This is a genomic window from Streptomyces sp. SCPE 10 (genome assembly GCF_051980735.1).
Classification (GTDB): domain Bacteria; phylum Actinomycetota; class Actinomycetes; order Streptomycetales; family Streptomycetaceae; genus Streptomyces; species Streptomyces misionensis.
Genome location: NZ_CP197069.1, coordinates 7,800,601 through 7,814,615, shown reverse-complemented (window position 1 = coordinate 7,814,615; position 14,015 = coordinate 7,800,601). Strand labels below are relative to the sequence as shown.

9 protein-coding genes are annotated in these 14,015 nt (G+C 70.8%); 1 reads left to right on the top strand and 8 read right to left on the bottom strand.

From position 1 onward, the window contains the following. Positions 1-37: 37 nt before the first annotated feature. Complete coding sequence (locus ACSP97_RS35415; protein ID WP_440558524.1) at positions 38-886, top strand: LysR family transcriptional regulator; 849 nt, start codon at positions 38-40, stop codon at positions 884-886. A gap of 162 nt (positions 887-1,048) precedes the next feature. Here the strand turns inward: ACSP97_RS35415 and ACSP97_RS35410 are convergent, their stop codons facing one another. The 8 genes from ACSP97_RS35410 to ACSP97_RS35375 all read right to left on the bottom strand — a co-directional run bounded on the left by ACSP97_RS35410 (position 1,049) and on the right by ACSP97_RS35375 (position 13,605). Next, positions 1,049-3,688 carry a PA14 domain-containing protein gene (locus tag ACSP97_RS35410; RefSeq protein WP_440555914.1) on the bottom strand — a complete coding sequence of 880 codons (2,640 nt, stop codon included), beginning with the start codon at positions 3,686-3,688 and terminating at the stop codon, positions 1,049-1,051. 90 nt (positions 3,689-3,778) lie between these two features. Then, positions 3,779-6,244 (bottom strand): beta-L-arabinofuranosidase domain-containing protein, encoded by a 2,466-nt coding sequence (locus ACSP97_RS35405; RefSeq protein ID WP_440555913.1) that lies wholly within the window; start codon positions 6,242-6,244, stop codon positions 3,779-3,781. Positions 6,245-6,507: 263 nt separating this feature from the next. After that, entirely contained in the window at positions 6,508-7,599 is a 1,092-nt protein-coding gene (locus tag ACSP97_RS35400) for an aldose epimerase family protein (protein ID WP_440555912.1), read from the bottom strand. Between the two features lie 54 nt (positions 7,600-7,653). Beyond that, on the bottom strand, positions 7,654-8,679 hold the full coding sequence (locus ACSP97_RS35395) for a LacI family DNA-binding transcriptional regulator (RefSeq protein ID WP_355150844.1): 1,026 nt from the start codon (positions 8,677-8,679) through the stop codon (positions 7,654-7,656). A gap of 84 nt (positions 8,680-8,763) precedes the next feature. Beyond that, on the bottom strand, positions 8,764-9,765 hold the full coding sequence (locus ACSP97_RS35390) for an ABC transporter permease (RefSeq protein ID WP_355150846.1): 1,002 nt from the start codon (positions 9,763-9,765) through the stop codon (positions 8,764-8,766). Next, entirely contained in the window at positions 9,762-10,727 is a 966-nt protein-coding gene (locus tag ACSP97_RS35385; protein ID WP_355150848.1) for an ABC transporter permease, read from the bottom strand. Before ACSP97_RS35385 ends, ACSP97_RS35390 begins: the two co-directional genes overlap by 4 nt. Then, entirely contained in the window at positions 10,724-12,373 is a 1,650-nt protein-coding gene (locus ACSP97_RS35380; protein WP_440555911.1) for a sugar ABC transporter ATP-binding protein, read from the bottom strand. The genes ACSP97_RS35385 and ACSP97_RS35380 overlap by 4 nt, the downstream gene beginning before the upstream one ends. A gap of 116 nt (positions 12,374-12,489) precedes the next feature. Next, positions 12,490-13,605, bottom strand: a complete 1,116-nt coding sequence (locus ACSP97_RS35375) for an ABC transporter substrate-binding protein (protein WP_355150852.1) — start codon at positions 13,603-13,605, stop codon at positions 12,490-12,492. Positions 13,606-14,015 lie beyond the last annotated feature (410 nt).

The following is a 14,015-nucleotide window of genomic DNA, read 5'->3' as shown; positions in this document are numbered from 1 at the left end:
GGGTATCGCCCCTGCTCGGCCGGGTTAGGCTGGCATGGTGGAGACACGTGAGCTGCGGTACTTCGTGGCGGTTGCCGAGGAGCTGCACTTCGGCCGGGCCGCGCAGCGGCTCGGGATCGCCCAGCCCCCGCTGTCGCGGGCGATCGCCGGGCTGGAACGGCGACTGGGTGCCGCCCTCCTGGAGCGCGGTACCCGGGGTGTCACCCTGACCGGGGCCGGGGCGGTGCTGCTGCGGGAGGCGCGGGCCGCGCTGGACGCCGTGGAGGCGGCCGAGCGGCGCACCCGCCGGGCCGCCCTCTCCGGGGCCGGCCGCCCCGCCGTGGTCCTGGCCGCGAAGGCCGGCGCCTCCAGCGAACTGCTGGCGAAACTCCTCGACGCCTACGCGGCCGAACCCGGCGCGGTCGCCGTGGACGTGCTCCTGTGCGGGCCGGGCGAGCAGGCGCAGGTGCTGCGCGACGGCCGGGCCGATGTGGCGCTGCTGCACCGGCCGTTCGACGACACGGCCGGTCTGGACACCGAGGAACTGCACACCGAGGGCCAGGTCGCGGTCCTCCCGGCGGGTCATCCGCTCGGTACGCGCCGGGAGTTGCGGCTCGCCGACATCACTGGCCTGCCTGATCTCCCCCTGCCCCGCTGGCCCCGCGCCGACGGCACCTTCCCGGACGGCCCCGGTCCGCAGGTGCGCGACCACACCCAGCTCACCCAGCTCATCGCCCTCGGCCGGGCCTGCGCGATCGTCCCGGAGACGGGCCGCGCCGGCCTGGGAGAGGGTCTGGCCGCCGTGCCGGTCGTCGACGCCCCGCGCGTCACGACGGTCATCGCCTGGCCCCCGCACAGCCGCTCCACGGCGGTCGCGTGTCTGGTCCGCGCGGCGACCGCGCTGTAGACCGCCGCCCCACCGAACCGGACTCACGGCGACCTGGGGTCGCCGCAACCTGTCCTGCCCGTGGGCCGGTTGCTCGGACACGACGAGGCACGGCCCTCTCGGGACCGGGTGACCGGTCCCGAGAGGGCCTGAGCCGAGCTGTACCAGGTGTGGGGGCCTCCGTCAGTGAGCCGTGCCGCCTGCTGCGGCGCCGGCCGCGATCACCTTGCGGTTGATCTCCCTCACCTGGTCGGGATAGACCTTCAGGACCGCCCGGTCGTAGGTCACCAGACCGTTGAGTTCACCCTCGACGTCGCTGATCTGGGTGAAGACCGAGCCGGACAGGGTGGTGGACGCGTTCGCCAGGAGTTGGCTCGTGTTGTCCACGTAGGTCTTGGTCATCTCCGCGATGTCGGTGGGTCCGTCACCGTAGTCCTGGCCGCCCGCGACGCCGGCGATGTGCCCGGGGATCGTCAGCGAGTAGCCGCCGTGCTCTCCGTCGACGGCCGCGCGGGTGGAGTCGGGCGCGGGGTTCGCCGGGCCGTGGTAGAGGTGGTAGTCAATGACGTCACCGCGGCCGGAATCACCCTTGGAGGCGCAGCAGTTGACTCCCGAGTGCGCGTCGACGAGACGCGAGGGGTCCTGCTTCTTCACCGAGTCGGCGAGATCACCGGTGGACTGCTTGCTCTGTTCGCCCCAGCCCTCGTTCATCATGGTCCACATGACGACGGAGGGGCTGCTGATGTGCTGGTCCACGATCTCGTGGACCTCCTTGTCGAATTCCGCGTTGCTCGCGGCGTCGGCGGAGTCGGTGTTGCGGCTGGGCATGTCCTGCCAGACCATCAGCCCGAGCCTGTCGGCCCAGTAGTACCAACGGGCCGGTTCCACCTTGATGTGCTTGCGCACGGCGTTGAAGCCCAGCTGCTTGTGCAGTTGCAGGTCCGACTTCAGCGCGGCGTCCGTCGGCGCCGTGTAGACGCCGTCGGGCCAGAAGCCCTGGTCCAGAGTGGCCAGGAGGAAGGTGGGCTTGCCGTTGAGCTCGATCTTGTTCACCCCGCCGACCCGGGCGACCGATATCGATCGCATGCCGAAGTAGGAGCCCACACTGTCGTGCGAGCGGCCGTCGGCCAGGGTGACCTTCAGGTCGTAGAGGAACGGGTGGTCCGGGCTCCACAGCTTGGGGTGTGGGATGTGCAGCCGCAGCGGGACGCCCGCCGCGCCGGTGACGGAACCGACGCGCTCGCCGCCGTCGAACGCGGTGGCGGTCACCCGGGCCGAGGACTTCGTCCCGGCACTGGGGCGCACCGTGACCGACAGGGAGTCGTCCTTGAGGTCGGGCGTGAGGACCAGCGAGTCGACGCTCTCCTCCGGAACCGGCTCCATCCAGACGGTCTGCCAGATGCCCGAGGTCGGGGTGTACCAGATGCCGCTCGGGTCGAGCGACTGCTTGCCGGTCGCCTGCTGGGAGGGGTCGGTGGTGTCCTTGACCTTCAGCATGACGGTCTGGTCGCCGCGGCGCGTGACGGCGTCCGTGATGTCCGCCGTGAACGCCTGGTAGCCGCCGGTGTGGTGGGCCACCTGCTTGCCGTTGACGTAGACCCACGCCTCGTAGTCGACGGCCCCGAAGTTCAGGTGGAGACGGTTGCCCGACCCGACCCGCCAGGAGGCCGGCACCTTGAACGTGCGCCGGTACAGCGACCAGTCGTGGTGCTCGGCGACGCCGGACAGCGGCGCCTCCATCGGGTAGGGGACGAGGATCCTGCCGCTCAGTCCGCTCGTGGGCAGCGGGGCGTCCTGCGTCGTTGCCTGGAACTGCCAGGTGCCGTTGAGGTTGGTCCACCGCTTGCGCGTCTGCTGCGGACGCGGGTAGTCGGGCAGCGCGTTGGACGGCGAGACGTCCTTGGCCCACTTGGTGGCGAAGTACCAGGTGGAGTCGTTCTGCGCGAGGCTGGAGAAGACGTCCAGCGGGCCGGTGGCGGTGTTCAGGCCGCCCTGCCCGTCGTAGCTGACGCGCACCTGGGACTTCATGGCCGCCGGGGTGTCCGAGGCCGCCGCGGTGAAGACCAGCTTGGAGTGATCGGCGGCGTCCGTGGTCACGGCCGGGTTCCAGCGGTGGCCGCCGGCGATCACCGAGACGTGCTTCGTGACGTCCGCCGGTACGGAACTCACCGCGGCGGGCAGCTGTACCACAGCCTTCCGGCCGGTGGAGTCCACGGTGCTGTGCAGGTCGAGGGGCGCGAAGCCGGCCGGCTGGTGCAGGGCGGAGTCGGGGACGGGCTGCCGGTCGATTCCGGGGCCCGACCACTCGGTCTGGATGTACGCTCCGCCGTTGCCCTGGTTGTAGTCGAAGGACAGCTGGTGCATGCCGGCCGTCAGCGTGATCGGCTGCGATGTGGTCTGCACGTCCCAGTCGGTCGTCCAGTGGTCGATGACGCTCGCACCGTCGAGCGACATGCGGAAGCCGTTGTCGCCCTTGATGTAGAACGTGTACGAGCCACCGGTGGGCACGTCCAGCATGCCCGTCCAGTGCACGGCGTCGTTCAGGGTGGACCCGGCGCAGTCGCGCAGCGTCGGCAGCAGGTCCTTGACGTTGAGGGAGTGCTGGACGCCGGTGCTGCCGTAGGTGGCGAAGTCCAGCGACGTGCTGTCGGAGCTGAGGTAGCAGTCGCTGCGCAGGCCCTGCGGGGTGACGGTGGCGGCCGCCTCGCCGGCCGGTTCGGCGTGGGCGAGGGAGGCCGGTGCGAGGAGTGCGCCGCCGAGCAGCAGCGGAGCCGCGGCCGCCAGTCTGCGCAGGAGCGCCGTGCGGTGTCTTCCGGGACTCAAGGCGATCTCACCTTTCGTTGGAGTGATGCGTCGGCCTGCCCGCCGTCCGTTCACGGCGTCGGTTGCCGACCCGGTGGGTTCTGCCGGCTGTCAGGCGCGCGGCCCGTCCGGCTGGATGCGCCAGGCCAGCACGCCGCCGGAGAACCCGGCACGGAGCCGCGCGGTGATGCGCAGTGCCGTGGTCGTGAGGGTGGGGAAGGAAAGCTGGTTGAACCGGTCGGTGGCGACGCCGTAGCCGGTGGCGCCGTCCACCGGCTGCCACCGGCCGTCCGCGGAGAGGTGCTCCAGCCGCCAGGAGTCGGGGACGCGGCAGGCACCGTGGCCGGAGTCGTCGTACCAGTACACCGATACCGCGTTGACGCGGACGGGTTCGGCGTAGCTGTACTGGATCCACTCCTCGGTCCCCGTGCGGTCCCACCAGGTGAAGCGCGGAATCGTCTGGTCGTAGGAGCTCGACGGCTCGACGGCGGCGTTCATGAGCAGCGCCTGGGGGCTGTCGACGCCGCTGAAGGAAGCGGTCACCGCCGCCCACTGGAGTGCCTTCGCGGCCGTGGAGGCGGTCGGGAAGGACGTGATGCGCAGCCGTGCGGCGGCCGCCGGGACGAGCGTGAGGTGTTCGACCGGTTCCGTGGTGCGGGCCGGGCTCTGCTGCAGCGGAGCCACGACGTCCTGGTCGTCGCTCACCCAGCCGGTCAGACGCCGGCCCTTGGCCCGCATCACCACCGGAGTGCCGGACTGGGTGAAGGGGTTGGCGGCGCGGGCGCGGGTGCGTTCCACGGTGAAGGACCGGGCGGGTGCCTGCCGGTCCAGTTCCAGTGCGTAGTTCCACGGCGAGGCGGGGCGCACCTCGTACTCCGGCCATGCGCTGCTGCCGCCGGAGCGCTCCCACTTCTCCTCGATGCGCAGGGAGTAGACGAGGGGGCCGTGGTGGACGGAGACCGAGTCCTCGTTGGCGCCCCAGGTGCGCACCGTCGTGCGCATCGGCAACCGCAGCACGATCTGGTCGCGGTCGTGCCACCGGCGGTCGACAACGAGGTAGCCGCCGCTGCGCCGGACCGGTGCCGGACGCCCGCCCAGCCGGACCGAGGGCTCCTCGCACCAGCCCGGTACCCGCAGATAGAGCGGGAAGTCGACGGCGCGCGGGGTGGACACCGTCAGGGTCACGGTGTCGTCGAAGGGGTAGTCGGTGCGCTCGGTCACGGTGACCGTCGTGCCGTCACCCACCTTGGCCCGTACGGAGGACTCGGCGTACAGGGAGGCGCACAGTCCGCCGTCGATGCTCGCGAGCCACATCTCCTCGGCGTAGTAGGGCCATCCCATGCCGTAGTTGTGGGGGCAGCAGCGGTACTGGTGGATGCCGGGCATGTACGCCTGCATGGCGAAGGAGTTGTTGAACTGGCCGTGCGACTTGGCAACGTTGTCCAGTTGGATGCCGTTGGCCGCCGTCACGTAGTGGGTGCCCTTCTGCTGCGGGTCGAAGGCGGCGGGCAGCGTGTTGACAGCCAGGTCCTCGCAGCGGTCGGCCCACACGGTGTCACCGGTGATACGGGTGAGTATCTGGTGGCTGTGCATGTACTCGACGATTCCGCACGTCTCGAAACCCTGGCGCGGGTCGTGGTAGCCGGGGCGTGCGTTCTCGTCCGCGGCGAAGCCACCGCCGGGGAACTGCCCGTAGCCGCCCATGACGGTGTCGTAGACCCGGTGCGTGGCCGCGAGGAACGAGGGGTCGCCGGCCAGCACGCCGTACTGTGCGGGTTCGCGGAAGCCCTGGGCGAGGTTGACGTTGTGCCAGGTCGGGATCGTGTGGGTGTAGTCGGCGCTGTGGGTGTGCATCGTGCGGACCAGGTCCAGCAGCCAGTCGTCGCCGGTGCGGTTGTAGAGCCAGTAGGCGGTGTCGATGGTGTCTCCGACGCGTGCCGAGCCCCAGCCCTGCCCGAAGAGTGTGCCGGGCTGGGCGTGGAGGTACTTCAACCAGCCGGTCAGCGCCGGTACGACGCGGTCGTCGCCGCTGTACTCGTGCCAGGTGCGCAGCGCGTCCAGGACCGGCATGTGGGGCCAGAAGTCGGGGCCGCCGTTGAGGGAGGTGCGCAGGCCGGCGGGGCCGAAGAAGCCGTCGGGCTGCCGGGTGGCGAGGATGCGGTCGATCCAGGTGCGGGTGAGTTCGAGGGTACGACTGTCCTGGGTGACGTAGCCCAGGTCGCCGAACCCCCTGAGCCAGTAGGGGAGTTCTTCCCAACCGTCCCGCTCCGGGACGGACCACCCGCTGGTCCCGGCGTCCAGGTAGTCGGACACCTCGGGCATGCGCCCGTTCAGGCCGTCGAGCTGGAGGTCGAGTTGGGTGCGCAGCCAGCCCTTCGGGGTGATGCTGCCGGGCGGCAGCCGCAGGAACGGCTCCTGCCGCAGCGGGGCGCGGTTGGCGGTGTAGTGGGGACCGGTGCCTGGGGCAGCGGCGAGAGGGCTCGGGGTCGGGGCGGCCTGCGCGGGTGCGGCGGTGCCGGTCAGGGCGACGGCGCCGGCGACGGACATGGTTCCGGTCAGGAACGTGCGGCGTTCCATAGGGGTGTCCCTCCTGGTCAAGGACCGGGCTCTGCGGTCGTGCGGAACAGTGCAGGGGCATGTGACGGAAAGACCGGCACGAGGTCCGGCGGGCTCCGCCGTGGGGTGCCGCCGTTCGATCGCGCCGGGCGTGCTTCGCCGACGGCCGTCGGCGGTGCGTTTCCGACGGCGGTCGAGGGGTCCGGTGGCAGTGGGTCGCGGCGCGCGGGTGGACGGGGCGGGACATCTGCGCCGTCGCGTCGCGGACGGCCGTCCCGCGGTCCTCAGGACAGGGTCAGGTGCGGGAACCGGAACTCGGTGCGTGTGTGGTACTCCTCCCCCGGTCGCAGGACTGTGCTCGGGTACTCCGGCCGGTTCGGCGAGTCGGGGAAGTGCTGGGTCTCCAGGCAGACGGCGCCGTGGCGCTCGTAGGGCTTGGCGTCGGCTCCGGCGAGCGATCCGTCCAGGGTGTTGCCGGTGTAGACCTGTATGCCGGGCTCGGTGGTCCACACCTCCATCCGCCGGCCGCTGCCGGGGTCGGCCAGGCGTGCGGCGCGGCGCAGCGTCCCCCGGGCGGCGACCGGGACGAGCACCCAGCAGTGGTCGTAGCCGCCGGCCGCGGTCAGCTGGTCGTCCTTCGCCTCGATCCGCTCGCCGATGGGGCGAGCGGCCCGGAAGTCGAAGGGGGTGCCCGCGGTGGGCGCGAGCGGGCCGAGCGGGATCGCCTCGGCGGTCACGGGCAGGTAGGCGTCGGAGTCGAGTTCCAGAGTGTGTCCGAGCACGTCGCCGTGGCCGGCGCCGGCGAGGTTGAAGTACGAGTGGTTGGTGAGGTTGACCACGGTGGCGCGGTCGGTGCGGGCCCGGTAGTCGATGGCGAAGGTGCCGTCGCGGTCGAGGCTGTAGGTGACCTGGACGTCCAGGGTGCCGGGGAATCCCATGTCTCCGTCGGCACTGCGCAGTTCCAGGCGCAGCGCGGCGGCGTCGGAGCCGTTGTCCGGGGCCGGGGCGCCCTTCCAGACCCGTCGGTGGAAGCCGGCGGGGCCGCCGTGCAGTGCCTGGCCGCGGTCGGTGGCGGGTACGTGGTGGGTCTCTCCGTCGAGGGTGAACTCACCGTGGGCTATGCGATTGCCGTAGCGGCCGATGAGCGCCCCGAAATAGGGGTTGGGCGCTGAGTACTCCGCCATGCCGGGCAGGCCGAGCACGATGTCGTCGACGCTCCCGGTGGGTGCCGGAACGCGCAGGCTGGAGACGATGCCGCCGAAGGTGAGCACGTCCGCGCTGACCCCGCTGCCGGAGTCCAGCCGCCAGCGGTGCACCGGTGTGCCGTCGGGCGCGGTGCCGAACGGTGAGCCGGTCAGGGTGGGGTGGGGTGTCAAGGTCGTCGTCCTCGGTCGTCGGGGCGATGGGGGTGGCGGCACCCAGGGTGCCGGTCAGGGCCTGCGGATCGCGGTGGACTCGCGCACGATCAGCCGGTAGCCGGGCAGGATCCGGCGGGGCGGAAGCGGTTCGGCGTTCCCCCGGTCGGCGATCCGCTCCACCAGGCACTCCACGGCGAGGCGGGCGAGGTCGGACTTGTCGGGGGCCACGGTGCTGAGCGAGACCGCTCCGTAGCGTGCCTCCTCGATGTCGTCGAAGCCGACCACCGCGATGTCGTCGGGCACTCGCAGGCCGCGTTCCACCAGGGTGCGCATGGCGCCGAGCGCGACCAGGTCGTTGTAGGCGAAGACGGCGTCGGGGCGTTCGTCCCGGTCGAGCAGGGCGGCCATCGCGGCGGCGCCGTCGGCCCGGTCGTAGCCCTCGGTGGCCACCACCATCGATTCGTCGGGGGTCAGGCCGGCCGCGGTGATCGCCTCCCGCCAGCCGCGCAGCCGCAGGTGGGCGGGCTGGCGGGCGCTCTCGCGGCGGGCGCCGAGGAAGGCGACTCGGCGCCGTCCGAGGTCGAGCAGATGACGCACCGCGATCCGGGCCGCGCCCACGTTGTCGATCATGATGTGGTCGTAGGGGGCGTCGTACTCACGCTCGCCCAGCAGCACCATGGGGGGTCCCTCGGGCCGGGCCAGCAGGTCCTCGCGCTCCAGCCCGATCGGGCTGAGGATCAGCCCGTCGATGACGTGCGAGCGGAAGCCCTGCGACACCAGCAGCTCCTTCTCCCGCAGGCCCGCGGTGTGGTCGAGCAGCACCGTCAGGTCGTGCCGGGCCGCCACGTCGATCACCGCGCCCGCGACCTCCGCGAAGTAGGGGTTGCCGAGCTCCGGGATGGCCAGTGTGATCAAACCGGTGCGGCCCTTGCGCAGGTGACGTGCCGTCAGGTTCGGCCGGTAGCCCAACTCGTCGATGGCCCGCTGGACCCGCGCCCGGGTCCGAGGAGTCACGTGCGGGTAGTCGTTGACCACGTTCGACACGGTCTTCACCGACACACCGGCGCGCTGCGCGACATCCTTCAGGCTGACACCCACGGCGATCCTTTCTCAGAGGGCGGAGGATGGTCTCGGCCGTCCGCTGGGCGGCCGGGCGGGCGCGTCAGGTTCGGCGGCCGCTGCTCACTCGAGCTGCTGAGTGCGGCTGAGCAGGGTCTGCATCAGAACTACCACAGCGAGAAACGCACCGTTCACGGTGTCGGTGAACGCCGAGCCGTACTGCGAGAAGTAGTGATCGATGAGGTTGTGGATGACGGCGAGCAGCAGGACGCCGCTGACGGTGCCGCTGACCGAGCCGCTGCCTCCGGTGAGCAGGGTGCCGCCGATGACCACCGAGGCGATCGCGGTCAGCTCGTAGCCGATGCCGATGGTGGTCACCCCGGAGCCCAGGCGCGCTCCGCCCAGTGCGCCGGCCGCGGCGGCCAAGGTGCCCGACAGCAGGTAGGCCAGCACCTTGGCGCGGGCCACCGGCAGGCCGAGCAGCAGCGCCGCGTTCTCGTTGCCGCCCATCGCGGTGAGGGTGGCGCCGAAGCGGGTGCGGGTCAGCAGCAGCGCGCCCAGGGCGAAGAGCACGGCCACGATCAGCACCGGGGTCCAGGTGCCCGCGCCGAGCGACCGGAAGGCGGAGTGCTGCGGCACGAGGTAGGTGGTCGCGCCCTCGTCGGTGACGGCCTGCATCAGGCCGCGCAGCCCGAGGAGTCCGACGAGGCTGACGATGAACGGCGCCATGCGGGCCCGGGCGACCAGCAGTCCCTGCACGGTGCCCCAGGCGGCGCCGACGGCGAGCGGCAGCAGGATCGCGAGCCAGGTGCCGTGCGTGGAGCCGTAGGCCCCGAGCACTCCGCCGAGCGCGTACATGGAGCCGACGGAGAGGTCGATGCCGCCGGTGATGATGACGAAGGTCATGCCGAGGGCCAGCAGCCACACGAAGGCGTTGTTGCCGAGGATGCTGCTGATGTTGGACCAGGTCGGGAAGGTGTCGGAGGTCGCGGAGGCGACGGCGACCACCAGCACCAGCACGGCCAGTGCGCCGCGCCGTTGGATCCGCGGGGCGATCCGCTCGCCGAGGGAGGGCCGCACGGCGTCCGCCCCGGGCTGCCCGGTCGCAAGGACGGTCGAGGTCATCGGGTACCACGCTCCTGGGAGGCGTACACGGCGAAGCAGATGATGGCCGCCTCGACGATCTGGGTGTACGACGTGTGCACGTTGTGCTGGGTGAGCACCGCGGTGATCAGCTGCATGAACAGGGCTCCGGCGACGGTGCCGAGCACCCGTACCCGGCCACCGGACAGCGGGGTGCCGCCGACGACGACCGCGGTGATGGCGTTCAGCTCCATGTTCAGGCCCTGGTTGGCGGGGTCGGCCTCGGCGCCGTGGCTGACGATCAGGACGCCGGCCAGCGCGGCCAGCACCCCGGAGATCACGTACACGGTGATCAGCACGCGCCGCACGGGCAGCCCGGACAGCCGGCTGGCCTGCCGGTTGTCCCCGACGGCCACGAGTTGCCTGCCGAACGTGGTACGGCGCACCAGCAGACCCGTGAGCAGCGCGCACACCGCGGCGATCCACGCCATCTCCGGTACGCCCGCGACACTGCGCGAGCCGAGGCCGAGGATCCCGGACTGGAGGACGGGCTTGGCGGAGTTGCCGTTGATGATCTCGGCCAGGCCCCGCACGCCGATCATCAGCGACAGGGTGGCCACGATCGGCTGGATCCGGGCGAAGGCCACCATCGCGCCGCCGACCGCGCCCGAGACCGCGCCGAGCAGCAGGGCGACCAGCAGCGCTCCACCGAGTCCGTAGCCGGCGTACAGCGGTACGACGGAGGCGGCCAACGCGATCACGGCGCCGACCGACAGATCGATGCCCTCCGTGCCGATGACCAGGGACATGCCGAGCGCCACGAGCAGCGTGGGCGCGAGCTGGAAGAGCTGGACGCGGATGTTGCTCATCTCGACGAACGACGCGTCCATGCCGACGGCCACGCAGAACAGCACGACGAGGGCGGCGTAGACGCCGTACTCCTGGAGCAGGCGCAACAGGCGGGCGCGGTCGGCGACGGGGCCGGACCACGTGAGCGAGGTCATCGCTGGTTCTCCTTGACGGGGGCGGACTCGGACGGCGTGGCCGGCGCGGCGGCGGGCGACACGGGGGCCTCGCCCCCGGGGCCGGGTGCGGCTTCGCCGGCCGCGTCCCCCGGTGCGGTGGCGAGCGCGTCGAGCAGGCCCTCCTCGGTGACCTCCGCGCCGTCGAGGTGTCCGACGACGTGTCCGTCCTTGAGGATCACCACCCGGTCGGAGCCCTCGATCAGTTCCTCCAAGTCGGAGGAGATCAACAGCACGCCGAGGCCGTCGCCCGCGAGTTCGTCGATCAGTGCCTGCACCTCGGCCTTGGCTCCGACGTCGATGCCTCGGGTCGGCTCGTCGAGCAGCAGCACCTTGGGGTTCAGGCACAACCAGCGGGCGAGCAGCACCTTCTGCTGGTTGCCGCCGGACAGATCGCTGACCTTCTGGTCGGGGCCGGAGGCCTTGATCCGCAGCCGCTTCATGAAGAACTCGACGATCTCGTCCTGCTTCGCCTGCGAGACCAGTCCCGCCCGTGACAGGCGCGGCAGCGCGGCGAGCGAGATGTTCTCGCGCACCGACAGGTTGGGGATGATGCCCTCGGTCTTGCGGTCCTCGGCGAGCATCACGACGCCGGCCCGGATCGCGGCGGCGGGACTGCGCCGGTGCATCGCAGTCCCTTCGACCTCCACGGTGCCGCCGTCGGTGGCGAGCGCGCCGACGATCGCCTTCGCGGTCTCGCTGCGGCCGGCCCCGAGGAGTCCGCCGAGGCCGACGACCTCGCCGGGGTGGACGTCCAGCGAGACGTCGTGGAGGCGGTGACGGGCCGACAGACCTGTCGCGCGCAGCACGGGCCGGCCTTCCCGGCGGTCGTGGCGTTCGGTGTCGAAGGCGGTGGTGCCCTTCTCCCGGACGGTGGACATCTCCCGGCCGAGCATCAGGGAGACCAGGCGCAGCCGCTGGAGTTCGGCGATCGCGCCGGTGTGCACGACCGCTCCGTCGCGCATCACGGTGACCCGGTCGCAGATCGTGTAGAGCTCCTCGATGCGGTGGCTGACGTAGACCACCGCGATGCCCTGCTCCTTCAGACGGCGGATGACCGAGAAGAGCGTCTCGACCTCGCGCGGTTCGAGGGAGGAGGTGGGCTCGTCCATGATGACCACCCGTGCGTCGATCTGCACGGCACGGGCCAGCGCCACCATCTGCTGGGCGCCCAGCCCCAGTTCGCGCAGCGGGCGGGTGACGTCGACGTGCACGCCGTAGCGGCCGAGCACCTCGGCGGCGTCACGGTTCATCCGGGCGACGTCGACGAGCCCGAAGCGGCGCGGTTCGCGGCCGAGGTAGAGGTTGCGCGCGACCGACATCAGGGGGACGAGGTTGACCTCCTGGTAGATGGTGGAGATTCCGGCCGCCTGTGCCTCCAGCGGGTTGCGGAAGTCGCGTGCGCGACCGGTCAGCCGGACCGTGCCGGAGTCCGGCCGGTACACCCCGGTCATCACTTTGATCAGTGTGGACTTGCCCGCGCCGTTCTCGCCGATGAGCGCGTGCACCTCGGCGGGGCGCAGGGCGAACTCCACGTCGCGCAGCGCGTGCACGCCGGCGAAGCTCTTGTTCACCCCGGTGACTTCCAGTACGAAGTCGCCGCGGGGATCGAGGTCCTGCTGGACCACGTCTGCCTCCTCATACGGGACTGCCGGATGCGGTGAGGGCGGCGCGGCAGCCGTTGCGGCGGGTCCGGTGGCCGCGGAAGGAGAACCTCCGCGGGCCACCGGAGCCGGCGGGCCGGTCAGTACACCAAGCCCTGGGACAGAGCCTGCTTGGCGTTGTCGGGCGTGAAGTGACCGTCCTTGATGATCACCCTGCGCTGCACGCCGGTGGTGCCGTAGAAGTCCTGCAGCGACTTGAACGCGAGCGGACCGAACCGCGGGTTGGTCTCGATGTCGGCGACGGCCTGGCCGGCGGCGACGTTCTGGACCATCTGCGAGATGCCGTCGATGGTGACGATCTTGACGTCCTTGCCGGGGGTCTTGCCCGCGGACTTGATCGCCTGGATGGCGCCGAGGGCCATCTCGTCGTTCTCGGCGTAGACCGCGTTGATGTCGGAGTGCGCCTGGAGCAGTTGCTCCATCACCTTCTGGCCGTCCGTCTGGGCGAAGTTGCCGGTCTGGGAGGCCACGATCTTCATGTTCGGGTACTTGGCCTTGACCTGGTCCTCGAAGCCCTTGGTCCGGTCGGTGGTGACGTTGTTGCCGGGGCTGCCGGTCAGGATCGCCACGTGCGCGCTGCCGCCGGTGGCCTTCGCCAGGTCGTCGGCGGCGATCTGCGCCTGGCCGTAGAAGTCGGAGCCTGCGAAGGCGATGAAGTCGGTGCAGGCGGTGCCGGTGACGGAGCGGTCGATGGTGAGCACCGGGATCTTCTTGGCCTTGGCCTGGGCCAGCGCGGGGCCGAGGCCGTCGGAGTTCTCCGGGGCGACGATCAGGACCTTGGCGCCCTGGGCGATCATGTCTTCGATCTGCGAGTTCTGCGCGTTGACGTCGGCGTTGGCATTGCGCTCGATGAGCTTGACGCCCAACTTCTTGGCCTGCGCCTCGATGCTCTTGGTCTCGGTGGCTCTGAAGGGGTTGCTGGTGGACTCCGACTGCGAGAAGCCGACGACGGTCTTTCCGTCGGTGATGTCGAGCTTGGGGACTCCGCCGCCGTACCTCTGGTAGGTGCAACCAGGGCCGTCGGCGGAGTCGGTGGGTGTCGCGAGCTGCTGGGCGGCCGCGGTCTCGGCGGCGCTCGCGCCTGCGTCGGACTTGGGCGAGTCGTTGCCGGTCTTCGTGCAGGCGGTCGCGGCCAGGCACAGGCCGGCGGTCAGTACGGCGGCGGAAACGGCCTTGGACCGGAGGGAGGCGTACATGCGCCGATCACATCCTCGTCGAATAAGTCTGGGTGTGCGGAGCTCTGGTGGAAGAGCGAAGAGGAATCCGGCCGGGCGGGATTGCGGACGACCTGGCCTGACGGTTCGTACAACGATGCAGAGGCACAGTGGACGACAGCGCCGAAAGCTGTCAAGGCATCAGACGGTGTTCATCAAAATCGGCTTGTGTCGCGGACCCGTACGTCCGGCGGCGAGGGAGTCGGTCAGGGTTGCCAAGCCGCCCCCAGTCAGTCGGCCGGACGCCTTGCCCGTTACATAAATACAGGTCAGGCCAGGTATCAGCAGAGTCCAACTCGCCTGCGAGGGGCCTGAAACGCTGGGGATTTACGTTGAGTCCGAAGGGTGGACATGGCATCTCCGCTGTGCTGTCATCGTCCTGCTTCAATTTT

What these genes read in the sequence shown, in the direction of transcription:
- ACSP97_RS35390 (WP_355150846.1), bottom strand. Translation starts at nt 9,765, where the DNA reads ATGACCTCGACCGTCCTTGCGACCGGGCAGCCCGGGGCGGACGCCGTG.
- ACSP97_RS35375 (WP_355150852.1), bottom strand. Translation starts at nt 13,605, where the DNA reads ATGTACGCCTCCCTCCGGTCCAAGGCCGTTTCCGCCGCCGTACTGACC.
- ACSP97_RS35385 (WP_355150848.1), bottom strand. Translation starts at nt 10,727, where the DNA reads ATGACCTCGCTCACGTGGTCCGGCCCCGTCGCCGACCGCGCCCGCCTG.
- ACSP97_RS35405 (WP_440555913.1), bottom strand. Translation starts at nt 6,244, where the DNA reads ATGGAACGCCGCACGTTCCTGACCGGAACCATGTCCGTCGCCGGCGCC.